Origin of the sequence: Pseudonocardia sp. CA-107938 (assembly GCF_050936315.1) — a bacterium.
Lineage (GTDB): Bacteria > Actinomycetota > Actinomycetes > Mycobacteriales > Pseudonocardiaceae > Pseudonocardia.
The window spans coordinates 4,191,327-4,214,538 of record NZ_JBNJNA010000001.1; the positions used below are offsets into that span (position 1 = coordinate 4,191,327).

22 protein-coding genes are annotated in these 23,212 nt (G+C 74.5%); 13 read left to right on the plus strand and 9 right to left on the minus strand.

All coding sequences use genetic code 11. The annotated features are described in order from the left end of the window. Window positions 1-17: 17 nt before the first annotated feature. The 3 genes from ACQEVB_RS20920 to ACQEVB_RS20930 all read right to left on the minus strand — a co-directional run bounded on the left by ACQEVB_RS20920 (window position 18) and on the right by ACQEVB_RS20930 (window position 6,665). Complete coding sequence (locus ACQEVB_RS20920; protein ID WP_432973937.1) at window positions 18-1,337, minus strand: M1 family metallopeptidase; 1,320 nt, start codon at window positions 1,335-1,337, stop codon at window positions 18-20. Next, a complete protein-coding gene (locus tag ACQEVB_RS20925; RefSeq protein WP_432973939.1) occupies window positions 1,301-5,122 on the minus strand; it encodes a Pls/PosA family non-ribosomal peptide synthetase in 3,822 nt (1,273 codons plus the stop codon). Before ACQEVB_RS20925 ends, ACQEVB_RS20920 begins: the two co-directional genes overlap by 37 nt. Window positions 5,123-5,231: 109 nt before the next feature. Next, window positions 5,232-6,665: an MFS transporter gene (locus ACQEVB_RS20930; RefSeq protein WP_432973941.1), complete on the minus strand. Its 1,434-nt coding sequence runs from the start codon at window positions 6,663-6,665 to the stop codon at window positions 5,232-5,234. Window positions 6,666-6,766: 101 nt separating this feature from the next. On the opposite strand from ACQEVB_RS20930, the gene ACQEVB_RS20935 reads away from it, so the two are divergent. Continuing rightward, on the plus strand, window positions 6,767-7,609 hold the full coding sequence (locus ACQEVB_RS20935; protein WP_432973943.1) for a helix-turn-helix transcriptional regulator: 843 nt from the start codon (window positions 6,767-6,769) through the stop codon (window positions 7,607-7,609). Here ACQEVB_RS20935 and ACQEVB_RS20940 read toward each other — a convergent pair. Beyond that, window positions 7,593-8,138 (minus strand): dihydrofolate reductase family protein, encoded by a 546-nt coding sequence (locus ACQEVB_RS20940; RefSeq protein ID WP_432973945.1) that lies wholly within the window; start codon window positions 8,136-8,138, stop codon window positions 7,593-7,595. The two genes, ACQEVB_RS20935 and ACQEVB_RS20940, sit on opposite strands and share 17 nt — an antisense overlap. Then, window positions 8,135-8,617: a cysteine dioxygenase gene (locus tag ACQEVB_RS20945; RefSeq protein WP_432973947.1), complete on the minus strand. Its 483-nt coding sequence runs from the start codon at window positions 8,615-8,617 to the stop codon at window positions 8,135-8,137. Before ACQEVB_RS20945 ends, ACQEVB_RS20940 begins: the two co-directional genes overlap by 4 nt. Before the next feature lie 74 nt (window positions 8,618-8,691). On the opposite strand from ACQEVB_RS20945, the gene ACQEVB_RS20950 reads away from it, so the two are divergent. From ACQEVB_RS20950 to ACQEVB_RS20980, 7 genes are all read left to right on the plus strand, one after another. Next, the gene (locus tag ACQEVB_RS20950) at window positions 8,692-9,555 is read left to right on the plus strand and encodes a LysR family transcriptional regulator (RefSeq protein ID WP_432973949.1); all 864 of its coding nucleotides are present in this window, start codon (window positions 8,692-8,694) and stop codon (window positions 9,553-9,555) included. A 16-nt stretch (window positions 9,556-9,571) separates the two neighbouring features. Beyond that, window positions 9,572-10,471: an alpha/beta fold hydrolase gene (locus ACQEVB_RS20955; protein ID WP_432973951.1), complete on the plus strand. Its 900-nt coding sequence runs from the start codon at window positions 9,572-9,574 to the stop codon at window positions 10,469-10,471. Window positions 10,472-10,660: 189 nt separating this feature from the next. After that, the gene (locus tag ACQEVB_RS20960) at window positions 10,661-11,899 is read left to right on the plus strand and encodes a helix-turn-helix domain-containing protein (RefSeq protein ID WP_432973953.1); all 1,239 of its coding nucleotides are present in this window, start codon (window positions 10,661-10,663) and stop codon (window positions 11,897-11,899) included. 51 nt (window positions 11,900-11,950) lie between these two features. Continuing rightward, window positions 11,951-12,145 carry a hypothetical protein gene (locus ACQEVB_RS20965; protein ID WP_432973955.1) on the plus strand — a complete coding sequence of 65 codons (195 nt, stop codon included), beginning with the start codon at window positions 11,951-11,953 and terminating at the stop codon, window positions 12,143-12,145. Window positions 12,146-12,210: 65 nt separating this feature from the next. Then, on the plus strand, window positions 12,211-12,450 hold the full coding sequence (locus tag ACQEVB_RS20970; protein ID WP_432973957.1) for a hypothetical protein: 240 nt from the start codon (window positions 12,211-12,213) through the stop codon (window positions 12,448-12,450). 129 nt (window positions 12,451-12,579) lie between these two features. After that, window positions 12,580-13,626, plus strand: a complete 1,047-nt coding sequence (locus ACQEVB_RS20975; RefSeq protein WP_432973959.1) for a winged helix DNA-binding domain-containing protein — start codon at window positions 12,580-12,582, stop codon at window positions 13,624-13,626. 228 nt (window positions 13,627-13,854) lie between these two features. Further along, the gene (locus tag ACQEVB_RS20980; protein ID WP_432973960.1) at window positions 13,855-14,718 is read left to right on the plus strand and encodes a poly(ethylene terephthalate) hydrolase family protein; all 864 of its coding nucleotides are present in this window, start codon (window positions 13,855-13,857) and stop codon (window positions 14,716-14,718) included. Here ACQEVB_RS20980 and ACQEVB_RS20985 read toward each other — a convergent pair. Then, entirely contained in the window at window positions 14,707-15,939 is a 1,233-nt protein-coding gene (locus ACQEVB_RS20985; RefSeq protein WP_432973962.1) for a PucR family transcriptional regulator, read from the minus strand. The two genes, ACQEVB_RS20980 and ACQEVB_RS20985, sit on opposite strands and share 12 nt — an antisense overlap. A 146-nt stretch (window positions 15,940-16,085) precedes the next feature. Between ACQEVB_RS20985 and ACQEVB_RS20990 the strand changes: the two genes are divergently transcribed. Continuing rightward, entirely contained in the window at window positions 16,086-16,937 is an 852-nt protein-coding gene (locus ACQEVB_RS20990) for an SGNH/GDSL hydrolase family protein (RefSeq protein WP_432973964.1), read from the plus strand. A 4-nt stretch (window positions 16,938-16,941) separates the two neighbouring features. On the opposite strand, the gene ACQEVB_RS20995 is transcribed toward ACQEVB_RS20990, so the two are convergent. Next, window positions 16,942-17,097: a hypothetical protein gene (locus tag ACQEVB_RS20995; RefSeq protein WP_432973966.1), complete on the minus strand. Its 156-nt coding sequence runs from the start codon at window positions 17,095-17,097 to the stop codon at window positions 16,942-16,944. Between the two features lie 86 nt (window positions 17,098-17,183). Between ACQEVB_RS20995 and ACQEVB_RS21000 the strand changes: the two genes are divergently transcribed. Next, window positions 17,184-18,137 (plus strand): GlxA family transcriptional regulator, encoded by a 954-nt coding sequence (locus ACQEVB_RS21000; protein WP_432973968.1) that lies wholly within the window; start codon window positions 17,184-17,186, stop codon window positions 18,135-18,137. Here the strand turns inward: ACQEVB_RS21000 and ACQEVB_RS21005 are convergent, their stop codons facing one another. Further along, window positions 18,138-19,127: a ferritin-like domain-containing protein gene (locus tag ACQEVB_RS21005; RefSeq protein ID WP_432973970.1), complete on the minus strand. Its 990-nt coding sequence runs from the start codon at window positions 19,125-19,127 to the stop codon at window positions 18,138-18,140. A gap of 106 nt (window positions 19,128-19,233) precedes the next feature. On the opposite strand from ACQEVB_RS21005, the gene ACQEVB_RS21010 reads away from it, so the two are divergent. After that, window positions 19,234-20,010: an enoyl-CoA hydratase-related protein gene (locus ACQEVB_RS21010; protein ID WP_432973972.1), complete on the plus strand. Its 777-nt coding sequence runs from the start codon at window positions 19,234-19,236 to the stop codon at window positions 20,008-20,010. A gap of 78 nt (window positions 20,011-20,088) precedes the next feature. Further along, window positions 20,089-21,468: an FAD-dependent oxidoreductase gene (locus ACQEVB_RS21015; RefSeq protein WP_432973974.1), complete on the plus strand. Its 1,380-nt coding sequence runs from the start codon at window positions 20,089-20,091 to the stop codon at window positions 21,466-21,468. Here ACQEVB_RS21015 and ACQEVB_RS21020 read toward each other — a convergent pair. Next, window positions 21,455-21,730: a hypothetical protein gene (locus ACQEVB_RS21020; RefSeq protein ID WP_432973976.1), complete on the minus strand. Its 276-nt coding sequence runs from the start codon at window positions 21,728-21,730 to the stop codon at window positions 21,455-21,457. The two genes, ACQEVB_RS21015 and ACQEVB_RS21020, sit on opposite strands and share 14 nt — an antisense overlap. A 247-nt stretch (window positions 21,731-21,977) precedes the next feature. Between ACQEVB_RS21020 and ACQEVB_RS21025 the strand changes: the two genes are divergently transcribed. Beyond that, on the plus strand, window positions 21,978-23,162 hold the full coding sequence (locus tag ACQEVB_RS21025; protein ID WP_432973978.1) for a glycosyltransferase 87 family protein: 1,185 nt from the start codon (window positions 21,978-21,980) through the stop codon (window positions 23,160-23,162). Window positions 23,163-23,212 lie beyond the last annotated feature (50 nt).

Consider the following 23,212-nt stretch of genomic DNA (forward strand, 5'->3'; position numbering starts at 1 on the left):
GTTCTCGACGGAGGCAGTCACCTCAGCGGGGGCAGCGGCTTGGCGTGGAGCCATGCCTGCAGCAGGTCCGCCACGTCCGCTCCCGCGAGTGCCAGGAACTGGTCCGTCGTGACCGAGCCGTGCCGGTGCTCGTCCGCCCACGTCCGCAGGAGCCGGAAGAACCGCTCGTCCCCGGCCCGGACGCGCAGGGCGTGCAGCGTGAGCGCTCCCCGCTTGTAGACGCGCTGGTCGAACAGGTTGGTCACGCCGGGGTCGGCGAGCACCAGATCGGCGGGTCGGTCCGAGACGATGGCGTGCCACTCCCGGGCGTGCGCCGCGGCCGAGCGGCCGCCGGACGCCTCCGACCACAGCCACTCGGCGTAGGTGGCGAAGCCCTCGTTGAGCCAGATGTGGCGCCAGTCGGCGATGGTGAGGCTGTTGCCGAACCACTGGTGCGCCAGCTCGTGCACGACGAGCCGTTCGTGCGTGCGCCTGCCGTCGACGTGGTTGGCGCCGAACACGGCCATGCCCTGCGCCTCGACGGGGTCGTCGAGCTCGTCGTCGGTGACGACGAGCTGGTAGTTGCCGAACGGGTACGGGCCGAAGAACCCCTCCAGCGCCTTCATGATCTTCGGGTGGCGCCCCAGGTCGTACGCGGCGGCGCGACGCAGCCGCGGCGGGACCCACGCGCGGGCGCGGGGCGTGCCGAGCGGCAGGTCGGCGTACCGCCCGATCTGCACGCTCATCAGGTACGTGGCGGTCGGCTCCGGGCGCTCGTGGACCCAGGTGCGGGTGCTGCCGGAGCGGCGCCGGTCGGTGAGCACGCCGGTGACGAGCACCGTGTAGTCGGCGTCGGTCGTCACGGTGACGCGGTAGGCGGCCTTGTCGTCCAGCCGGTCGTTGCACGGGAACCACGACGGCGCCCCGACGGGCTGGCTGGCGACCAGCGCGCCGTCGGTGAGCTCGTCCCAGCCGACGTCGCCCCAGCGGCTGCGCACCGGCTTCGGGTTGCCCGCGTACCGCACCTCGACGGTGAACGTGCCGCCGACCGGCTTCGTCGGGGTCACGCGCAGCTTGCCGCCGCGGTGCGTGAAGCCTGCCGCGCGCCCGTCGACGAGCACGCGGGCGACCTTGAACGTGCCCAGGTCCAGGGAGAACCGGGCCAGCGGTGCCTCGGCGACGGCAGTGAGCACCGCGCGTCCGGTCAGCCGGTTGGGCCCGACCTTGTAGTCGAGGTCCAGGTCGTAGTGGCGGACGCCGTAGCCGCCGTTGCCGTGCTGGGGGAGGTAGGAGTCGCCGGATCGGTCCGCCGGGCCCCGGCTCAGCCCCGCCACGAGCTGATCGGGTTGCCCAGCCACCGGGTGTCGGCAGGAACGGCGTCGCCGCGCGTGACGAGCGAGCCGGGACCCACCGTGGTGCGTGCGCCGATGCCGGCCCCCGGCAGGACGATGCCGTTGGGGCCGAGGGTCGCCCCGTCGTCGAGGCGCACGGTGTCCATGGCCATGATCCGATCATGGAAGAGGTGGGTCTGCACGACGCAGCCCCGGTTCACGGTGGCGCCGTCACCGAGGTGGACCAGGTCGGACTCGGGCAGCCAGTAGCTCTCCAGCCACACCCCGCGCCCGATCGACGCGCCCATCGTCCGCAGCCACGCGGTCAGCACCGGCGTGCCGGACGCCGGACCGACCAGCCACGGCACCGCGAGCAGCTCGACGAACATGTCGGCCAGCTCGCCCCGCCACACGAACGAGCTCCACAGCGGGTGCTCGACCGCACGCAGTCGCCCGACCAGCACCCACTTCGCGACGGACGTGACGGCGGCGGCGACGATCCCGGCGAGCACCAGCAGCGGCGCAGCGACCAGCGCCGCGACCAGCCAACCGGCGGCCGCCGCCACGGCGAGCACGTCCGCGAGCACGAGCACGGCCAGCGCCGCCGACAGCATCAGCGGCAGCACCCGGCACAGCTCGACCAGCCCGCGGGCGACCTTGAGCCGGCGCGGCGGGTGGTAGGTGCGGGAGGTGTCGCCGCGCTCGACGGCGCGCCGCAGCGGCATCGGCGGCAGCCCCAGGTAGGACGAGCCCTTCTTCGCCTTGCGCGGCGTCGACGACAGCACGCCGATCAGGCCCCGCTTCGGCACCGAGCGCCCGGCGGCGGTCATCCCGGAGTTGCCGAGGAACGCCTCCTTGCCGACCCGCGACGGCGCCACGTGCAGCCAGCCGCCGCGCAGCTCGTACGTGCCGACCATGGTGTCGTCGGCGAGGAACGCGCCGTCGTTGACGGTGGTCATCTTCGGCAGCGCGATCACCGTCGACGCCTCGACGTCGCGGCCGATCCGCGCGCCCAGCAGCCGCAGCCAGGTCGGCGTGGCGAGGCTCGCGTACAGCGGGTACAGCCCGATCCGGGCCAGCCCCATCAACCGCTCGGTGGTCCACACCTGCCAGCCGATCCGGCTGTGCACGGGGTGGTAGCCCTCCACCATGCCGACGCCGAGCAGGCGCACCGCGCCCAGCACCAGCAGCGCGTAGGCGAGCAGGTAGGCGAGCGTCGCGACGGGCACCAGCGCCAGCACGGCGCCGAGGTTCGGGACACCGGCTCCGAGCACGAACGCGCCGGGCACGGCGGCGATCGCGGGCAGCAGACCCAGCAGCGCCGACGTGACACCGTAGGCGCCGACCCAGAACCGCGACCGGCGCGGCCGCTCGGCCGGCCAGGTCAGCGCGGAGCGGCCGGCGCGGGACGCGGGCGAGCCGGCCCACCGCTGCCCGGCCGGGACGGCACCGTGCACCGTCGACCCCGCGACGACCTCGGCGTTCTTGCCGATCCGGGTGCCGGGCTGCAGCGTGCTGCGGGAGCCGACGCGGGCGCCGGCACCGATGCGGATCTTGCCGATGTGCACGACGTCGCCGTCCACCCAGTGGCCGGCGAGGTCCACCTCGGGCTCGACGGCGGCGCCGCGGCCCACCTTCAGCATCCCGGTGACCGGGGGAGCGGAGTGCAGGTCGACGCCGTCGCCGATCTTCGCGCCGAGCAGGCGGGCGTAGCGCGTGGTCCAGGACGCGGCGGACAGGCCGGTCGCGCCGGACAGCTCGGCGAGCCGCTCCGCCGCCCACAGCCGAACGTGCACCGAGCCGCCACGGGGGTGCGTGCCGGCCCGGACCCCGCGCAGCAACAGCCGCGCGCCACCGGCGGCGATCGCGATCCGCCCGGGCGGGCTGAACAGCCCGAGCCAGGCGAGGACGAGCGCCCACCACGGCACGGCCGGCGCGTTGGCGACGAGGCCCGTCCACGCGGCCACCGAGGCCAGCGCGGCGGCGATCGCCGTCCAGCGCAGGCCGACGACGACCAGCGCGGGCGCGATGAGCAGGGCCTGCAGCAGCGCCGCGCGGCGCGGGACCGGTGCGACGTCGGGCCGCCGGCCCGTGTCGCCGGTGAGCGCGTCCAGGTGCGCGGCCAGGCCGCCCAGCTTCGGGTTGCGGTAGAGGTCGTTGACCGACACCTGCGGGTGCCGGGAGCGGATCATCGCGACGAGCTGCGCGGCGGTGAGGCTGCCGCCGCCGTGGGTGAAGAAGTCGGCCTTCGGGTCGTCGACGGCGACGCCGAGGATCTCGGCCCAGCCCTGCGCGAGCCACTCCTCGGTGGGCGTCAGCGCGCCCGCGACCAGGTCGCGCTGCGGGAGCGGCCACGGCAGCGCGTCCCGGTCGACCTTCCCGGACGTGCGCGTGGGCAGCTCGTCCACGACGGCGACCAGCGGCACCAGCGCGGCCGGCAGGCGGTCGCGCAGCAGCGCGGCGGCCGCGTCGGGGTCGATCTCGCCGGCCACGTACCCGACCAGCACCTGGTTGCCGGCCTTCGTGCGGCGCACGGCGGCCGCGGCGCCGCGCGCCCCGGGCAGCGCCTGCAGAGCCGCGTCGACCTCGCCCAGCTCGATCCGTCGTCCACCCAGCTTGACCTGCTCGTCGGCGCGGCCCAGGAACACCAGGCCCTCGGCCTCGGCGCGCACCATGTCGCCACTGCGGTAGGCGCGGTCCCAGTCCAGCGCGGGCAGGGCGGCGTACTTCTCCGCGTCCTTGGTGGCGTCGAGGTAGCGGGCCAGGCCCACGCCCCCGATCACCAGCTCGCCGCTCTCGCCCAGCTCGACCGGCTCGCCCTCGCCGTCGACGACGGCCAGCTCCCAGCCGTCCAGCGGCAGCCCGATGCGGACGGGCCCGTCCGCGGTGAGCTGCGCCGCCGTCGCCACGACGGTGGCCTCGGTGGGTCCGTAGGTGTTCCAGACCTCACGACCCTCGACGACGACGCGCTCGGCCAGCTCCGGCGGGCACGCCTCGCCGCCGAAGATCAGCAACCGGACGTCCTCGAGCGCGTCGGCGGGCCAGAGCGCCGCCAGCGTCGGAACCGTGGAGACGATCGTGATGCGCTGCTCGCGCAGCCACGGACCCAGGTCGACCCCGGTGCGCACGAGCGCCCGCGGTGCCGGCACCAGGCAGGCGCCGTTGCGCCAGGCCAGCCACATCTCCTCGCAGGACGCGTCGAACGCGACCGACAGGCCCGCGAGCACCCGGTCGCCGGGGCCGATCGGCTCGTCCTGCAGGAACAGCCGCGCCTCGGCGTCGACGAACGCGGCCGCCGACCGGTGGCTCACGGCCACGCCCTTCGGCTTCCCCGTGGAGCCGGAGGTGAAGATGATCCAGGCGTCGTCGCGCAGGCCGGGCCGGCCGGGGCGCCCGATCGGGGCGCTCGCCCGCACCAGACCGCCGTCGGTGAGCACCGCGCACACGCCGGCCTCGCCGAACACGAGCTCGGCGCGCTCGTCCGGGTCGTCCGCGTCGACGGGCACGTAGGCGGCGCCGGCGGCCAGCACGGCCAGGATCGCGACGTAGAGCTCTGCGGTACCCGAGGAGATGCGGATGCCGACCCGGTCGCCGACGCCGACACCGGCCGCGACGAGCTCGCTGCGCCGGGCCTCGACCTCGTCGGCGAGCGCGCGGTAGCTGAGCACCCGGCCACCGGCGTCGACGGCAGCGGCGGTGGGGTGGAGTGCGGTCGTGGTGTCCAGCACGTCCAGCAGGGTGCGCGGGTCAGGCGCGGGACCGGCGGTGAAGCGGGCAGGGAACAGCGGCGCGGGACGGACAGCGAGGGTCATCGCAACCTTCTGCACGAGCACCGCGTCGTCTGACCGGGACACGGTTGACCGGGGGTTGGCTAGAAGGTAACGGGACGGTGACAGCGCCGTCTCTGCGGGGTGTCTCGATTCACCCCGCCGGGGATGTGACCTCGGACGCAGGCTCCTGCAGCGTTGCGGCGACCGGTGCGAGCGCCACCAGGAGCACCAGGTGCCCCGCGGTGACGGCGAGGTAGCCCGCGAGCGGTCCGGCGGCGTCGACGACCGCGGCGTAGATCGTGCCGAACAGTGCGGCGCCGACGGCCAGGCTGCCCTGCTGGGTCGTCGCGAGCACGCCGCTGGCAACACCGGCGTGCTCGGCCGGCACCCCGGCCAGCACCACCCCGAACATCGGGATGGCCGCCGTGCCCTGCCCGAACCCGGCGATCGCGAGCCCTGCGGCGACGCCGAGCGGTGACGGATGCGGCCACCCGGCCGCGACCACCGTCGCGGTCGTGAGCAGACCGGCGCCGAGCACGGCGGCGCCGGTCGGCACCACGCGGCGCCCCAGCCGGGCGACCAGGCGCGGTGCGGCCAGCGCGGCCACCCCGAACGCCACCGCGAACGGCGTCATCGTCAGTCCGGCGGCGACCGGATCGAGCGCCATCCCGTGCTGCAGGACCAGCGCGATGACGAACAGGAAGCCGCCGACGCCGAGGAAGAACGGCGCCACGACGGTCAGGCCGCGTCGCAGGCTGGGCACGGCGAGCAGCGACGGGGGGAGCAGGACGGGCCGCCCGGTCCGTTCGGCGCCCCGCTCCAGCAGCACGAACGCGAGCGCGGCGACGGGTGTCGCCGCCAGCAGCACCAGCGTCCAGGTGGGCCAGCCGAGCGCGCGCCCCTCCAGGAGCGGGATCATGAGCGCCAGCAGCGTGGTCGAGAGCAGCGCCGTCCCGGCCCGGTCGATGCCGTGCGGGACGGTGGCGCGGGACTCGGGCACCAACCGCGGCACCAGCACCAGTGCGAGGACACCGACGGGCACGTTGACCAGGAAGATGGGCCGCCAGCCGGTGCCGGCGAGGTCGGCTCCGACGAGCAGCCCGCCCGCGAGCAGCCCGAGGACCATGGCGAGCGAGCCGACCCCGCCGTACCAGCCGATGGCGCGCATGCGGGCGGCGCCGGTCGTGCAGGCCTGGATGATCGAGAGCGTCTGCGGGAGCAGCAGCGCGGCTGCCAGACCCTGCGCGACGCGGGCGGCCACGAGCACCGCGATCCCGGGCGCCAACCCGCAGACCAGCGACGCGAGCGTGAAGGCGGCCATGCCGGCCAGGAACATCCGGCGGCGGCCGAAGCGGTCGCCGAGCCGGCCGCCGATCACGAGCGTGACGGCCAGCGCGACCCCGTAGCCGGCGACGACCGCCTCCAGCTGGGCGGTGGACGCGCCGAGATCGGCGCCGATGGTGGCGAGTGCGACGTTGACGACGAACATGTCGATCGGGACCAGTGCGGTCCCCAGGAGCAGCACGCCCAGTGCTGCGGGGGTGAGCGCAGGGGAGGGCGCCGGGCGGGGTGGTGCGATTGCCATGGCGTCCAGGCTCGGCCGCCGCGTAGCCAGGTACCAGAGCGTGGTTATCCAGGTATCGGGAGCACCTGGTAACGGGATGGCCGGAGTGCCAGGCTGGTGGTGTGACGGCGATCGCTGAACTCACCCCGGCAGCCGACGAGGAGCGCCGCCGGGAGCTGGCGGGGTTCCTGCGCAGCCGGCGCGAGCGGATCACGCCGGAGCAGGTGGGGCTCCCGGTGACCGGGCGGCGGCGCACACCGGGCCTGCGGCGGGAGGAGGTCGCGCAGCTCGCCGGCGTCGGGGTCACCTGGTACACGTGGCTGGAGCAGGGCCGCGACATCCGCGCGTCCGAGCAGGTGCTCGCGGCCATCGCGGGCACGCTGCGGCTGGACCTGCACGAGCGCGGGCACCTGTTCGCCCTCGCCGGGGTGCCGGAACCACCGGCCGAGCTGAACTGCCGCGCCGTGCCGCCGGGCGTCCTCGCGATGATGGAGCGGCTGCACCCCTTCCCCGCCGCCGTCTACAACGCGCGTACCGACGTCCTCGCCCACAACCGGGCCTACCAGTGGCTCTTCGACATCGAGTCCGTCCCGTTCGCCGACCGCAACGCGACGCTGCTGCGCTACACGAACCCGGCCTGGCAGGCGAGGCTGCCCGACTGGTTGTCCGACGGCATGTCGCGCTCGGCCGGCGCGCTGCGGGCGGCCATGGCCGAGCACGTCGACGACCCCGGGCTCAAGGACCTCGTCGCGCGGCTGCGCCGGGAGTCGCCCGAGTTCGACCGCGAATGGCGCCGGCACGAGGTGCAGCCCATCACCGGGCTGGTGAAGCGGGTGCTGCACCCGGAGGCCGGGATGCTGCTGTTCGACTGCACCCACCTGTGGCTGGGCCGGCGCTCCGAGAACCGGCTCAGCACGATGGTGCCGGCCGACGACGCCACCCGGGCCGTCATGGCGGCCCTGTGATCACCGGTCGGAACCGCAGGTCGGTGATCTGGCCCGACTGCCCGAGGTAGGTCCGTTCCAGTCGGACCGTCCGGCCGCCGGGCACGTCGTGGAGCCGCACGCCGTCGCCGAGCAGGACCGGCACCAGGTGCACCAGCACCTCGTCGACCAGCCCGGCGGCGAGGCACTGCCGGGCGAGGTCCGCGCCGAACAGCACGACGTCGCGGGTGCCGGCCGCAGCACGCGCGGTGGCGACCGCGGCGGCCAGGTCGCCCGTCAGGAACGTGAAGGGCGGGTCCGGCTCGGCCGGCGGGCGATGGGTGAGGACGAACATCGGGCCGTCCCAGGCGCCGCCGTACGGCCGGTCGATGCCGGCCGCCTTGGCGACGTCGTACCCGCGGCGGCCGGCGAGCCCGGCGCCGATCGACGCGATCGTCTCCTCGGCGAGCGAGGTGCCGCCGTAGCCGGCGGACCAGCTCATGTCGTCGTCCGGGCCGGTGACGAACCCGTCGAGGGACGCCGTGACGTGCCACAGCACGATGCCGGTCATCGCAGCGGTGCCGGGTCGGCGTAGCGGCGGCGGGTGGAGCCGCCGGTGCGCAGGTCCATGCCGTAGACGTGCAGCGTGATCGCGGTGTCCGCGGTGTCGTTGGCGATCCGGTGGATGTCGTCGGGCGGCCGCAGCACGGTGGTGGCGCCCACGCGCTGCCGCGTCACGGACGTCGTGGCCAGGACGTCCTGCGTCCGGTAGCGGGTCTCGGTGACCGTGCCTTGCACGACGTGGACGACGCACCAGCACAGGTGGTCGTGGACGGGGGTCACGCGGCCGGGCCGCCAGACGAGCGCGACCAGGGACAGCTCGGTCTCGGCGTGCAGCAGGTGGCTGGAGACGTCGTGCGGAATGCCGGTGAGGACCGGCGGCCGGACGGCGAGAGCGCGGGCCACGGCGCCGGCCGGATCGGCGGAGCGCAGCCCCGCACGGAAGGCCGTGACGAGCTCGGACATGGGCGAGAACGCGGTGGTGGTCATGTCCAGAAGCGTCGACCGCCTGGAGTTATTCGTCTAATGACGGTGTTCGAGGAACTCATCGATATGGTTGATGCATGCTCGACACGGTGCGGTTACGGGTGCTGGCGGCGGTGGCCGAACACGGCTCGATCACCCGGGCGGCGGAGCAGCTGCACTACTCCCAGCCGGCCGTCAGCCATCACCTGGCCCGCCTGGAGGCCGAGACGGGGGTGCGGCTCGTGCAGCGCGCCGGCCGCGGCATCCGCCTGACCGCGGAGGGGGAACTGCTCGCGCGCCGGGCCACCGAGATCGTCGGGCGGCTCGCGGCGGCCGACGAGGAGCTGGCGGCACTGGTCGGGCTGCGCACCGGACGCGTCCGGGTCGGCGGGTTCCAGTCGGCGTTCAGCACCCTCATCCCGCAGGCGGCGGCCCGGCTGCTGGCCGCGAGCCCGCAGATCGAGCTGCAGATGACCGACCTGCACCCCGACCTGGCCCTGCAGATGCTGCGCGACGGGAAGCTCGACTGCGCCGTGATCTTCCGCTACGACGACGAGGTCCCCGAGGGCTTCCGCTGCGTTCCGCTGTTCGACGACGTCATGCACCTGGTCAGCCGCCGGGCGGGGGACACGCTGGCCGACCACCGCGACTCGGCGTGGATCGCCGGCTGCGAGCGGTGCCGCCGCGACTTCGTGGCGGCCTGCGCGGCCGCCGGATTCACCCCGCGCATCGCGTTCACCAGCGAGGACGTGGTCGTCGAGCAGGCGCTGGTGGCGGCCGGCCTGGGGGTCACGACACTGCCTGGTTTGGCGCTGCGGTCGCACAGGGCACCCGGGATCCAGGCGACCCCGATCGCCGCGTTCCGCCGCCGCGTCCTGCTGGCCACCTTCGGCGATCCGCCGGACCCGCCGGCCACGGCGGCGTTCAACGCGGCGATCCGGGCCGTCGTCAGCGAGGAGTGACGGACGGGGGAGCAGCATGTTCGAGGGGTTCATCGACGAGCGCGTCGACGTCGGCGAGGTGACGCTGCGGGTGCGGCACAGCGCGCCCGGCGGCCCGCCAGTCGTCCTGCTGCACGGCCATCCGCGCACGTCGGCGACCTGGCACCGGGTCGCGCCGCTGCTGCGGTCGGCCGGCTACACCGTGGTGTGCCCGGACCTGCGCGGCTACGGCGGCTCCGACAGCCCGCCCACCACACCGGACCACGCGCCCTACAGCAAGCGCGCCATGGCGGCCGACATCCGCGCGCTCATGCAGCGCCTCGGGCACGACCGGTTCGCCGTCGCCGGGCACGACCGCGGCAGCTACGTGGCGCTGCGGCTCGCCCTCGACCACGCCGACGCCGTCACCGCGCTGGCCATCCTCGACGGCATCCCGATCGTCGAGCACCTCGAACGCTGCGACGACCGCTTCGCCGCCGCCTACTGGCACTGGTTCTTCTTCGCCCAGCCGGGCAAGCCGGAACGCGCGATCCTCGCCGACCCGGACGCCTGGTACGGCGGCGACCCCGACGCGATGGGCGCCGAGGCGTACGCCGAGTTCCGCGCGGCCGTCCACGACCCCGCGACGGTCACCGGCATGCTCGAGGACTACCGGGCCGGGCTCACCGTCGACCGCGAGCACGAGGCCGCGGACCGCGCAGCCGGCCACCGGGTCAGCTGCCCGCTGTACGTCCTGTGGTCGCGCCGCGACGACCTCGAGGAGCTGCACGGCGACCCCCTCGCGATCTGGCGCGACTGGGCGGACGACCTGCGCGGCGGCCACGACATCGACTCCGGCCACCACGTGGCGGAGGAGGCGCCGGAGGCACTGGCGGCGGCGCTGCAGAAGTTCTTCGACGCGACCGTTCCCGCCGAGGCCGACGGCGGCCGGTACTGACGACGTCACACAGCGCGCGGCCACCGCACACACCGCACAACCTGTGTGACGCGGCCACGCGCTGTGTGAGGTCGTGAAGGAGGCTCCGCGCGCCGACGCAGAGCCACCACGCCGACGTGCTGGCCGCGGTAGTTTGGGACGGCAGCGGAGGAAGTGCCCACTGGGCGCGGACCGAGAGGGCGTCTCGGCATGGCGGACGGTGCTCGCGGACCTGACTCCGCGGACCGCACGACCGGCAAGCGGATCAAGCAGGCCCGCGGCCGGGCCGGCATGTCGCGGAAGGTGCTCGGGCAGCGCGTCGGGCGCTCCGAGGAATGGGTCAAGGCCGTCGAGAACGGCCGCCTGCTCCCGCCCCGGCTCTCGATGCTCACCCAGATCGCGTCGGTGCTGGGCGTGCAGGATGTCGCCGAGCTGGTCGAGGGCCCTGCCGCCCTCCCGGTCGTCGCGTTCGCGGGCGCTCGCCACGCCGCCCTCGCGCGCGTGCAAGCCGCGCTGACCGATTACCGGATCACGACCGGAGCCCAGCCCCCGAACGTCGCCCACCTGCGGTACCGGCTCGACGACGCCTGGCGCGTCCGGCACGCCAGCCCCGATCACCGCACGCAGCTCGGCATTCTCCTGCCCGACCTGATCCGCGACGCGCAGCGTGCGGTGCGCACGGCGACGGGCGAACGCCGGCGCGACGCCCGGCGGGTCCTCTCGGGCGTCTACCAGCTCACCGACTTCTACGTCGCCTACCAGCCGGCGCCCGAACTCGTGTGGATGGTCGCCGACCGTGCCCTCACCGAGGGCCAGGAGGCCGACGACCCGTACGTCGCCGCCGGCGGCGCGTGGGCCATGGTTCAGGCCTTGCGCGACGCCGGACGGTGGGAGGAGGCGATCGCGCTCGCCGAGGACGCCCGCAGGCAGCTCGAGCCGCACCTCGAGACCGCGCCGGACGACTGGCGCGGCATCGTCGGTGCCCTGGAGGCCGAGATCGCCTACGTGCACGCCCGCCGCGGCCGCCACGGCGACGCGTGGGCGCGGCTGGAGAGCGCCGACCGGATCGCCGCCCGGCTCGGCCCCGGCTACCGGCACGTCCAGTCGTCGTTCTCCCGGCCGGTGATGGGCGCACATGCGGTGACCCTCGGCGTGGAGCTGCAGCGCCCCGGCGAGGCTCTCCGCGCGGCCGAGTCGTTCGACCCCGACACCATCCCGTCGCTGGCCCGGCGGAGCCGCCACCTCATCGAAGTGGCGCGGGCACACCACCAGCGGTCAGAAGGTGCCGCGGCGTGGGCGATGCTGGACCGGTCGGAGCGCACCGCGCCGGAGACGATCAAGTACAACGGGTACGCGCGGCAGATGCTGCTCTCGCTGCGGGACCGGCCGCCGACCGGACTGCGCGTGGATGTCCGCGCCCTCTGCGATCGCGTGGGCCTGGCCGGATAGGGGTACAGACCGTACCTGTCGTTCCGCCGCAGGTCCCTAGCGTCACGAGCCATGAGCACGCACGCCCTCGTCACCTTCATCGCCTCCCAGCCCGGCGCGGCCGAGCGGTTGCTCGCCGTGCACGTCGACGACGGCACCGGCCACTGCCTCGTGTGCTCGGCGGGCCCGCAGGCCGGACGCCTGGTCTGGCCCTGCCCTCTGCACGACGTGGCGCAGGCTGCTCGGGCGATCGCGGGGCGGTCGTGACGTTCGAGTGCGATGTGTGCGGTCAGCCGGTGCGGTTCCGGGGTCATGAGCGCGGTTATGAGCACGTGCGCCTGACGACGTGCACCGGTATCGACGGGATCGTGCTCGGCGTGGCGGCGAAGGAGCGGGTCGGGTGGGTCCGTGTCCAGACCGCTGAGCTGGCCCGGCTGCGCGGGATCGCGGAGCGCGCCGCTCGGCTCGCGGCGGGCGGCGGGCCGCCCGCGGTGCCGACGTGCGGCATCGGTGAGTGGGTCCTGACCGGGTCGGCCGGGCCTGAGCCCCCGTTCCATGATCGACACGGGTGAGATGACCGTCAGCGGGGTTTGCGGCGTCCGGAACCCCGCTCATGGTCATCTCGCACGTGTCGATCATGGAGCGCGCCGGCCCGGCCAGTCATCCGCGCCACCGTCTCGTGGTGCGGCAGACTTCCGCAGGTGTCCGAGGTGCTCACCGTCCGCGCGCTGAACCGCGCCGTCCTCGCCCGCCAGCTCCTCCTGGAGCGGGCGGAGCTGCCGCTGCCGCGGGCGGTGGAGGCCGTCGCCGGGCTGCAGACGCAGTACGCGCCGTCCGGGTACGTGGCGCTGTGGTCGCGGATCGCCGGCTTCACCAGGGCCGACCTGACGGACGCGCTCCACGCCGGCACGATCGTGCAGAGCTGGGCGATGCGGTGCACCATCCACATGCTCTCCGCGGAGGACCACCCGGTGCTGTGCGCCGCGGTGCGCGAGGCACGGCAGACGTGGTGGCGGCGCTCCGGGTTCAACCAGGAGGAGGTCGACGTCGAAGGGGCGGCGAAGGCCGTCCGCGGCTACCTCGCCGACGGCCCGTTGAAGCAGGCCGAGATCCAGAAGCGGCTCGCCGCGGACGGCTTCGCCAAGCAGGTGTGGCCGGGCCTGCAGCTGTGGACGGAGCTGGTGCGGGTGCCGCCGGCGGGCACGTGGGAGCTGCCGCGCGCGCACGTCTACGGCCTGGCCCCGACGGTCCCCGAGATCGACGTCGACGCGGCGCGGGCGCACCTCGTGCAGCGGTACCTGCGCGGGTTCGGCCCCGCGTCGGCGAAGGACGTGGCGTCGTTCTGCGGGTGGACGATCGGGCAGGCCCGCGCCGTGCTCAAGGGGCTGGAGCTGCGCACCTTCCGCGACGAGTCCGGCGGTGAGCTGCTCGACCTGCCCGACGGCCTCCTGCCCGACCCCGACGCCCCGGCGCCCGTCCGGTTCATCGGGCAGTGGGAGGCGGTCCTGCTCGTGCACGCCCGGCGCGCGCTGGTGCTGCCGGAGGAGCACCGCAAGAAGGTGTTCGCCGTGACGATGCCCCAGTCGACCCCCACGTTCCTCGTCGACGGGCAGGTGGCCGGCACCTGGCGGTACGACAAGGCCGCGGACGCGGTGACGTGGGAGCCGTTCGAGCCGCTCCCCGCCGACGCGGCGGCGGAGGTGGCCGCGGAGGCCGAACGGCTGACGGAGTTCCACCGCGCCGGCTGAGCAGCCCCAGGCGCGGGTCCAGGTGCCCGCGATCAAGGGCAGAAGGTCGTGAGTTGATCTCCGCGAACGACACTTTGCCCTTGATCACCGCAACCACCGCCGCCGCCACCGGGTTGTGACGCGTAACAGGGCCGCTCGTCCAGCCCTGGGGAACTTCCAGGCCGCCGCCGGCCCCGGCGCATCCATGCTGTCGGCACCCCAGCAGCGCCATCGACGACGGGAGCAAGGATGCGGTTCTGGACGGTCGGGGTCGTACTCCTCGCGCTGAGCGCGGTGGCAGCGCCGCAGCCACAGCCGCAGCCGCAGGTCGAGCGGGTCGCCGCCGCGTCGATCGACGCGCAGTGGTCCGAGCCGGGGCCGTGGTCGGTGACCGTTGAGGCGCTGGACGCCGCCCACACCGTGTACCGGCCGGCGGACCTGGGCGCTCCCGGCACGCTGCACCCGGTGATCCTCTGGGGCAACGGCACCGGCGTCACGCCCAAGCTCTACGACGGACTGCTGCGGCACTGGGCGTCGCACGGGTTCGTGGTGGCGGCGGCGAACACCCCCAACGCCGGGAGCGGCACGGAGATGCTCGCCGGTGCCACCCGCCTGATCAGCGAGAACGATCGGCCGGACAGCCCGTACCACCAGCGCATCGACACCGCGCACATCGGCGCGAGCGGCCATTCGCAGGGCGGCGGGGGTGCGATCGCGGCCGGCGCGGATCCCCGGGTGTCGACGACCGTGCCGATCGAGCCGGGCCCGCAGGGCTCGATCGCGGCCCTGCACGGGCCGTTGCTGCTCCTCGGCGGCCAGCTCGACCTCGTCGTCCCGCCACCCGTGCTGATCATCCCGCGGTACGCCCAGGCCGACCACGTCGTCGCCGTGTACGCCGAGCTGGCCGGGGCGGGGCATGCCACCCCGGCCGGCAGCGGCGGCGGCTTCCGGGGCGTGTCGACGGCCTGGTTCCGGTTCTGGCTGAGCGACGACGAGGCAGCGGCAGGCGTGTTCTTCGGTCCCGGCTGCGCGGTCTGCGCCGATCGGGCCTGGTCGGACGTGCGGCGCAACGCGCGCGCCGCCGCCGTGCCGGATCCCTCGTCACGATCGTGACGGTCGGCGGGCCGCCAGGGCCGTCTCGATCATGATCGTGTGCCGGGGCAGGGTCGGGTCGAGCCCGGTGAGGGCGGCGACCCGGCGCAGCCGGTAGTCGACCGTGTTCGGGTGCAGGTGCAGCTCGGACGCGGTCTGCCGGCGGTTCTGCCCCGTGCGCAGGAAGCACGTCAGCGTCTCGAGGAGCTCGGGCCGCTCGTCGAGCGGGCCGAGCCGCGCGGCCAGCTTCGGCGAGGCGGCGCTGGGCCGGCTGAGGTGGAACTCCATCAGCACGTCGTCGAGCTGGTACAGCCCGGGCGGCCGGCCGAGGCCGAGCACGACGTCGAGGACCTCGCCGGCCAGCGTCGCCGCGGCCGCCACGCCGGCCGGCGCCGCCGCGACGACGGCCACCGTCAGGTCGGCGCGGGCGGCCCGGCCGAGCGCGTGGACGGTGGCCGCCAGCTCCCGGTCGTGCGCCGGCGTCAGCTCGTCGACCTCGACGGCGACCGGCAGCAGCGCGACCCCGCCGGACTCCGACAGCGCGACGAGCACCGGCTCGTGGGCCCGCCGGTCCAGCTCGGCCCGCAGCCTGCGCAGCTTCCGCCGCGCCGCGACCGCGGCGTCGACGCCCGCGGCGTGCTCGTCGGGGTGCGGGCCGATCGCCATGCTCAGCACCTGGTAGGCGGGCGGCAGTGGGATCCCGGCCAGGCTCGCGGCGTCCTCGACGGGGCCGCCGTCGAGCAGCGCGGTCAGCAGGGCGTGCCGGCTGGCGTGCTCGTCGCCGAGCATGATCTGGCGCTCCTCGACGTATCCCGCCGAGACCGCGGCGCTGACCAGCCGCAGGTAGCGCAGCATGAGCCGGTTCACCGTCATCAGGTCGGCGATGTCCGCGGGCGTCACGTCGCGGGTGACGTGGTCCCACACCACCTCGACCCCGAGGTGGTAGGCGGCGAGCACCGACGCCACCGGGATCCCCTCCTCGGCCCGGCGGGCGGCGGACTCGCGCAGCACCGCCAGCTCGTCGTCGTCGGGGAACCGGGCCGATCGCAGGGTCTCGATGAACAGCCGCAGCGCGTTCTCGATCGCGCTCGTGACGTCGCTGGTCATCGCCTCCGCGGGCAGCAGCTCGTACTCCGGGATCGCCGCCCGGACCGCGTCGAGGAGCGTGCGCACCAGCCCCGGCCGGTCACGGGCGAGGAGCACGTCGATCGGCACACCGCCCAGGCGCAGTGGCTCGGTCATCGCGACGTCCTCGTCGTTCGGGCAGCAGGTGACTGTGGTCCATCACAACATCCGGCGGGAAGGTCGCGTCGCCGGCCCATACCCAGGCCTCCCGCGGGGCTCCATCCTCGGACGTCAAGACGTTACCGACCGGTAGGAGAACGCGGATGCGCCCCCGACACCGCTGGCTGATCACCGCAGCCCTGACCGTCGCCGTGCTCGGCGGATTGACGGCCGGCGCCGCCGCGGAGGAACCGCTGCACTACGTCGCGCTCGGCGACTCCAGCGCGGCCGGACCGCTCATCCCGAACCAGGACCCGAACCTGGCCTGCCTGCGCTCGGACCGCAACTTCCCCCAGGTCGTCGCCGACCGGCTCGGTGCCCGGCTCACCGACGTGACGTGCTCCGGGGCGACCACCGACGACCTCGCCGGCCGGCGGTTCGGCTTCATCCCGCCGCAGTTCGACGCGCTCACCCCCGACACGGACCTCGTCACGCTGTCGATGGGCGCCAACGACATGGAGCTCGGCACGGCCATCCCGACGTGCGTGAACCTGCTGCCGCCGCCGGCAGGGCTGTCGTGCGCGCAGCGGTTCACCGCGGGCGGCAAGGACGAGCTGAAGGCGCGGGCGACGGCGACGGCGCCGAAGATCGCGGCGGCACTCGCGGAGATCCAGCGCCGGTCACCGCACGCGACCGTGATCGTGACCGGCTACGGCACCTACACCCGGCCGGGCGGGTGCTGGCCGTCGGTCCCGCTGTACCCGGCCGACGCCGACTACGTCCAGGCGAGCTTCGGCGCGCTGAGCGACATGCTCAGGTCGCAGTCGGCGGCGGCGGGCGTGACGTTCGTCGACCTGCGGGACGCCACGGTCGGGCACGACATGTGCGCCGCGGCGACGACCCGGTACTACGAACCGCTGGTGCCGACGAACGGCGGCGTCATCTACCACCCCAACGCGCGGGGCATGGCAGCGATCGCGGGCCTGGTCGTGGCTGCTGTCCCGACCGCGGCGTAGCGGCTCAGATCCGCGGATCCCCGCGGTAGTCCGCGAGTCCTCGTAGCTCTGCGAGCTGGCGTTCCCGGTCTTCGCTGGGCGCGTAGCGGGCGGCCGGGGCGTAGTGGGCGACGACGGCGATGAAGGTGATGACGGCGATGAGGCTCAGCAGGATGTCCATGGCAGAAATTATGCGCGGGGCGAGATCCTGCCGACAGTGGCAAGAATGCCGATGACAGCAAAGAATCTGCCATCTACAGTGGGGGCATGCTGAAGAACGTCGCGATGCTGCTCCCCGGCCCGGTCGCCCCGTTCGAGGCGGGCACGATCTGCGAGGTCTTCGGCATCGACCGCACCGCCGACGGCGGCCCGTCCTTCGATCTGCGGATCTGTGGCCCGGTCGCCGGGCGGCCACTTCCCGCCACGACGGGCGGGCTGCAGATGGTCCCGCCACTGGGTCTCGACGGGCTCAAGGGCGCCGACCTCGTGGCGGTGGCGGCCACCCCGGCCCGCACGTTCAGCGACGCCACCGTCGCCGCGCTGCAGGACGCGTGGGCGGCCGGCGCCACCATCCTGTCGATCTGCTCGGGCGCGTTCCTGCTCGGCACCGCCGGCCTGCTCGACGACCGCCCGTGCACGGTCCACTGGATGCAGGCCGACGAGCTGCGCGCCGCCTTCCCGAAGGCCCGCGTGGATCCCGACGTCCTGTTCGTCGACGACGGCGACGTGATCACCAGCGCCGGCACGGCCGCCGGGATCGACGCCTGCCTGCACGTGCTGCGTCGCGAGCTCGGCAGCGGGATGGCGAACATCGTGGCGCGGCGCATGGTCGTGCCGCCCCAGCGGGAAGGCGGGCAGCGCCAGTTCGTCGAGCTGCCGGTGCCGCACTGCACGAGCGACGGCCTCGCGCCCGTGCTGGAGTGGATGCTCGACCACATCGCCGAGGACCACTCCGTCGCGGAGCTGGCCCGGCGCGCGTCGATGAGCGACCGGACCTTCGCCCGCCGGTTCGTGGCCGAGACCGGCACCACCCCGCACCGCTGGCTCATCGGCCAGCGCGTCCTGCACGCGCAGCGGCTGCTGGAGGAGACCGATCTGGGCGTCGACGCCGTCGCCGCGCGCTGCGGGTTCGGCAGCGGCGCGTTGCTGCGCCACCACTTCCGCAACGTCGTCGGCGTCTCGCCCGGCGACTTCCGGCGCACCTTCCGCACGGCCTCCTGATCAGCGCGAACCGGAGAGCGCGGCGATCTGCGCGTCCGCGGCGCTGAGCACGCCCGAGCGGTTCTTGTGCTGCTCCTCGAACGCGGCGACCACCCGCACGTCGTCGGGGTCGTCGAGGCGCCGGATAGCGGCGATCGTGTTCTGCGCGGTCAGGTCGGCGTAGCGCGGGATCGGCAGCTCGCCGGCGGACAGGGCGCCGACCCGGGCCCGCGCCGTGTGCGCGGTGTCCGCGATCGTGCCGGCCCGCTCCCGCTCGGCCACGTCCTCGGCGCGGGTGAGCGCGGCGTCGCGGCCCGCCCCGGCCACCTCCTGGACGTCCGAGACCAGGGTGCGCACGCCGTCGGCCGTGCCCTGCAGGCGCCCGGCGGCGTCGCGGCCTCGGCGGGTGAGCGCGTCGACGGTCCGGTTGACCCGCTCGACGGCGAACCGCGCCGGCAGCCCGGCCAGCCGGGTCACACCGCCCGCGATGCGCTGCAGCGTCGTCGGTTCCAGTGCGCGCGGCCCGCCCGCGGCCTCCTGGGCGAGCACCGTGTTCAGCCATTCGACGGTCTCGGAGTGCGCGTCGACCAACGAGTCGGTCAGCGCCACGACGTCGGGCAGGCCGGCGTGGCCGGCGAGCTCGCGCGCGTAGCGGGCGCGGTCGAGCAGCTCGTTCTCCAGCAGGAGATCCGCCAGCACCGCCTCGTCGACGGGCTGGACCTGCTCCGCGACGGCCTTCGCAACGGCGAGGACGCGGCCCACGACGGGAGCGACGACGTCCGGCACCGCGTCGAGGGAGCGCAGGGCGGTGGCGATGCGCGCGACCCGGCGGTCGGCCGCCGCGGCGTTCTGCTCGAGCTCGCGGCGGACGGCGGCCGTGCGCGCCTGCGCGGTGCGCAGCCGCGCGATGCGGGCCTCGGTGCGCGTCAGGTGCTCCAGCGCGCGCAGCTGGGCGACCAGCGCCGACACGTGGAGCTGACGGTCGGTTGTCGGGTTGCTGCGAACAGTCATGCAGTGAGGGTTGCCGGCCTGCTCGCGAGTCATGCGGTGTCGGCGGTGTGAGCCGAGTCTCCGCGGGTTAGGTTCGAGCCGCCGACATCCCGACGGAGGAGCAGCCGTGACCGACGCCGTTCTCGCCGACCGCGACGCCGACGGCGTCCTCACGCTCACCTTCAACCGGCCGGAGCGCCGCAACGGCTGGGACGACGACCTGCGCACCGCCTTCGACGACCAGATCCGTGCGGCGGCCGTCGACCCGGAGGTGCGGGCGGTCGTCGTGACGGGGGCCGGCACCACGTTCTGCCCGGGCGCGGACCTGTCCCGGCTGGGCCGGCTGGCCGAGCCCGGGGCGACGCTGCCGCACTTCCCCGTCGATCACGTGCGGGAGTTCCCCAAGCCGTTGATCGCCGCGATCAACGGGGCGTGCGCCGGCGTCGGCCTGGTGACGGCGCTGTTCTGCCACGTGCGGTTCGCTGCGGAGGGAGCGAAGTTCGCCACGTCGTTCTCCCGCCGCGGCCTGCCCGCCGAGTACGGCATCGCGTGGACGCTGCAGCGGCTCGTCGGCCAGGAGAACGCGCTGGACCTCCTGCTCTCCGGCCGCACGTTCGAAGCCGCGGAGGCGCTGCGGCTGGGCATGGTCAGCCGGGTCGTGCCGCGCGACGACATCGTGACGGCAGCGCAGGAGTACGCGCGCGACATCGCCGTCAACTGCGCGCCGCACTCGCTGGCGGCGATCCTGCGGCAGTCCCGCGAGGCCGCCGACACCGACTTCGCCACCGCGCTCGACCGCACCTGGGAGCTCGTCGACGAGTTCATCGGCGGCCCCGACCTCGGGGAGGGGCTCACCTCGTACGTGGAGAAGCGGGCTCCGCGGTTCCGCCCGTACCCCGGGTAGCGCTGCACCGAACGCAGCCCTCGCGGCAGCGGCGCCGGACGGGCAGGATCGGGATCACCACCACGCGGGAGTCGCCACATGCCGTCAGCACCGTCAGCAGAGGTCCGCCGTCGGATCGCGGTGATCGGAGCAGGCCCGTCCGGCCTGTACGCGGCGGCAGCACTCGCCGATTCGGGGCGGCCCGTCGACGTCGACGTCATCGACCGACTTCCAGCTCCGTACGGGCTCGTCCGCTACGGCGTGGCGCCCGACCACGTGAAGATGAAGGCCGTCATCCGGGTGCTCGCCAAGCCGTTCGACCCCGCCACCGTCCGTTTCCTGGGCAACGTGCGGGTGGGGGAGCAGGGCGTGCCGCTCGACGAGCTGCGGGCCTGCTACGACGCCGTCGTGCACGCCACGGGCAGTTCGGTGGACCGCGCGCTGGGGGTGCCGGGGGAGGAGCTGACGGGGTCGCTCGGCTCCGGCGCGTTCGTCAGCTGGTACTCCGGCCACCCCGACTTCACCGAGCTCGACCCGCCCCTCGACCATCCGGGCATGGCCGTCGTCGGCGCTGGCAACGTCGCGCTCGACGTGGCCCGCGTGCTCGCGAAGACCGCCGACGAGATGGCCGACACCGACGTGCCCGGCCCGGTGCTCGACGCGCTGCGCGGCAGCGCCGTCCGCGACATCCACGTGGTGATCCGCCGCGGCCCCCAGCACGTCAAGTTCACGCCGGCCGAGCTGCGGCAGATCGGCGAGCTGGCCAACGCCGACGTCGTGGTGCACGACGACGGCGTGCTCGCCGCCGGCGTGCCGGAGCCGCCGGAGCGCCGGCAGAAGCAGAACATCGCGATGCTCACCGAATGGTCAGGTCGCGCGCCGCAGGACCGGCCGCGCTGCATCCACCTGCACTTCCTGCGCACACCCGTCCGCCTGGAGGGCACCGACGGCCGGGTGTCGCGCGTGGTGCTGGAACGCAACGTCGTCGACGGCGAGCGGGTCCGGGGCACCGGCGAGGAGGAGGTGCTCGACGTCGGACTGGTCGTGCGCGCGATCGGGTACGCCGCCGAGCCCGTGCCCGGCCTGCCGTTCGACACCGCCACCGGCACCGTCCCGAACGCCGGCGGCCGCGTCCTGCGCGACGGACAGCCGGTGCTCGGCGCCTACGTCACGGGGTGGATCAAGCGCGGACCGACCGGCGTCATCGGCACCAACAAGGGCGACGCCCACGAGACCGTCGAGGCCCTGCTCGAGGACCTCGACGCGCTACCGCCGGCCGCCGGCGACGTCGCCGACGTGCTCGCCCGGCACGCCGTCGAGCCGATCGACTGGACGGCGTGGCTGCGCCTGGACGCCGAGGAGCTGCGCCGCGGCGGCCTGCGCGGCACGGACCGCGTGAAGGTCGCCGAGGTCGCGGAGATGCTCGCCGCGGCGCGCGCCGCCGACGCTGAGCTCGATCCTGCGTTCAGCAGGGGGTGACGGCGACGACGCTCGGCACGGCCTGCAGGCTCTGCGCGAACGCGTCGCACTCACCGCCGGTCAGGGAGACGGTGCAGGTGATCGAGCTGTAGGGGACGCCCTCGTGGACCTCGGCGGCGAAGTCGCGCACGGCGAAGCCGCAGCCGGCGAGCGCGGCGCCGACGCGCAGCACGCCCTCCATGCCGTCGGTGGTGACGATCTCGTGGCGGCGGTGCGTGCGCGGGGTCCAACTGGTGCGGGTCGCGTCATCGATGACGGTCATGATCAAACTCCTAGGCGGATCCGGGGAGGGGACCCGAGCCAGGTCTCGGAATGGGGAGTTCCGGACGTGCGCGCCGACGACCTGGCTCAGCCGACGCGCGGCGGTACTGCCGCGTCGAGGGCGAGAGCAAGGGCGGTGCGCATACACGGAGGGTAGCACCGGCGGTGACGCGCGCCATTCCTGCTACCTGGAGTCCGGGGGCGGACCACCCGAACGGGACGCGCCGCGCCGTCGCTACGGTCGCCGGATGACGGCCGTGCAGCTCAGGGCCCCGCGATGGGCCGTCCCCGTCGCGCTTGCGGCACTGGTCGGGCACGCGATCGTGCTGCTCGTGTGGCCCGCGGCGCACCTGCTGCTCATCGACCTGCAGGTCTATCGAGCCGGTGCCGAGCACCTGCTGGCCGGCCGGTCGCTCTACGTCGGTCCCGTGCTCGACGCGATGATGTTCGTCTACCCGCCGTTCGCGGCGCTGCTCGTCGCCCCGCTCACGGCGGTGCCCGTGCCGGTGCTGAACGCCGTGTGGACGGCCGGCTCCCTGCTGCTGCTCGGTGCGGTCGTGCGGCGGTGCCTGCGGCTGGTCGACGCCCCGTCGTCGCTACCCGTCGTGACGGCGGTCGTGCTCGCCGCGACCTGGCTGGATCCGGTCCGCACCACGCTCTACCTCGGCCAGGTCAACCTCGTCCTGCTCGCGCTGGTGGCGCTGGACGTGCTCGGACCGGCGCGCAGCCGGTGGCGCGGCGTCGGTATCGGGGTCGCCGCCGCGATCAAGCTGACCCCGCTGCTGTTCGTCGGGTACCTGCTGGTCACGGGCCGGATCCGGGCTGCGGTCACGGCGCTCGCGACGTTCGCCGTCGCCGCCGGGATCGGGTTCGCGCTGGCGCCCGCCGACTCCGTCGACTTCTGGCTGCGCGGCACCTTCGCCGCCGCCGGCCGGATCTCCCCGGCCGACGCGCTGTCGAACCACGCGCTCACCGGCACCATCGCGCGCCGGTTCGGCGAGCTGCCCGTCGTCCCGCTCGTCGTGTCCGCAGCGGTGGCGGTGGCGACGCTCTTCGTGGCCCGGCGGGCGCACCGGGCGGGGGAGGAGGTGCTGGCCGCGGCGGTGTGCGGGCTCGGCGCCGCGGCGGCCGCCCCGTTCGCGTGGTCGCACCACTACGTGTGGGTCGTGCCGCTCGTGCTGGCACTGGCCGGTCGCCCCGGTCGCCGCCGGCTCGCGGCCCTCGCCGTCGTGGCGACGGCCGCGGTGATCACCCGCCTCCCCGGCCCCGGCGTCGGCCCGATCCCGTCGACCGGCCTGGTGTCGCTGTGGCCGGACACCTACGCGGTGCTGACGGTGCTCGTCCTGGCCGTGGTGGCGGTCCAGCTCCGGCCGCCGGCCCTCCGCCCGCTGGCCCGCGGTGGCGTTGATCATGGGCAAAACGTCGTCCGTTGATCGTGGGAAGCGACGTTTTGCCCATGATCAACGGCCGCCCGCCGCGGCAA

Coding starts and splice junctions, on each gene's coding strand:
- ACQEVB_RS20925 (WP_432973939.1), bottom strand. CDS start 5,122: ATGACCCTCGCTGTCCGTCCCGCGCCGCTGTTCCCTGCCCGCTTCACC.
- ACQEVB_RS20930 (WP_432973941.1), bottom strand. CDS start 6,665: ATGGCAATCGCACCACCCCGCCCGGCGCCCTCCCCTGCGCTCACCCCC.
- ACQEVB_RS20940 (WP_432973945.1), bottom strand. CDS start 8,138: ATGACCGGCATCGTGCTGTGGCACGTCACGGCGTCCCTCGACGGGTTC.
- ACQEVB_RS20945 (WP_432973947.1), bottom strand. CDS start 8,617: ATGACCACCACCGCGTTCTCGCCCATGTCCGAGCTCGTCACGGCCTTC.
- ACQEVB_RS20950 (WP_432973949.1), top strand. CDS start 8,692: ATGCTCGACACGGTGCGGTTACGGGTGCTGGCGGCGGTGGCCGAACAC.
- ACQEVB_RS20955 (WP_432973951.1), top strand. CDS start 9,572: ATGTTCGAGGGGTTCATCGACGAGCGCGTCGACGTCGGCGAGGTGACG.
- ACQEVB_RS20960 (WP_432973953.1), top strand. CDS start 10,661: ATGGCGGACGGTGCTCGCGGACCTGACTCCGCGGACCGCACGACCGGC.
- ACQEVB_RS20965 (WP_432973955.1), top strand. CDS start 11,951: ATGAGCACGCACGCCCTCGTCACCTTCATCGCCTCCCAGCCCGGCGCG.
- ACQEVB_RS20980 (WP_432973960.1), top strand. CDS start 13,855: ATGCGGTTCTGGACGGTCGGGGTCGTACTCCTCGCGCTGAGCGCGGTG.
- ACQEVB_RS20985 (WP_432973962.1), bottom strand. CDS start 15,939: ATGACCGAGCCACTGCGCCTGGGCGGTGTGCCGATCGACGTGCTCCTC.
- ACQEVB_RS20990 (WP_432973964.1), top strand. CDS start 16,086: ATGCGCCCCCGACACCGCTGGCTGATCACCGCAGCCCTGACCGTCGCC.
- ACQEVB_RS20995 (WP_432973966.1), bottom strand. CDS start 17,097: ATGGACATCCTGCTGAGCCTCATCGCCGTCATCACCTTCATCGCCGTC.
- ACQEVB_RS21000 (WP_432973968.1), top strand. CDS start 17,184: ATGCTGAAGAACGTCGCGATGCTGCTCCCCGGCCCGGTCGCCCCGTTC.
- ACQEVB_RS21005 (WP_432973970.1), bottom strand. CDS start 19,127: ATGACTGTTCGCAGCAACCCGACAACCGACCGTCAGCTCCACGTGTCG.
- ACQEVB_RS21015 (WP_432973974.1), top strand. CDS start 20,089: ATGCCGTCAGCACCGTCAGCAGAGGTCCGCCGTCGGATCGCGGTGATC.
- ACQEVB_RS21020 (WP_432973976.1), bottom strand. CDS start 21,730: ATGACCGTCATCGATGACGCGACCCGCACCAGTTGGACCCCGCGCACG.
- ACQEVB_RS21025 (WP_432973978.1), top strand. CDS start 21,978: ATGACGGCCGTGCAGCTCAGGGCCCCGCGATGGGCCGTCCCCGTCGCG.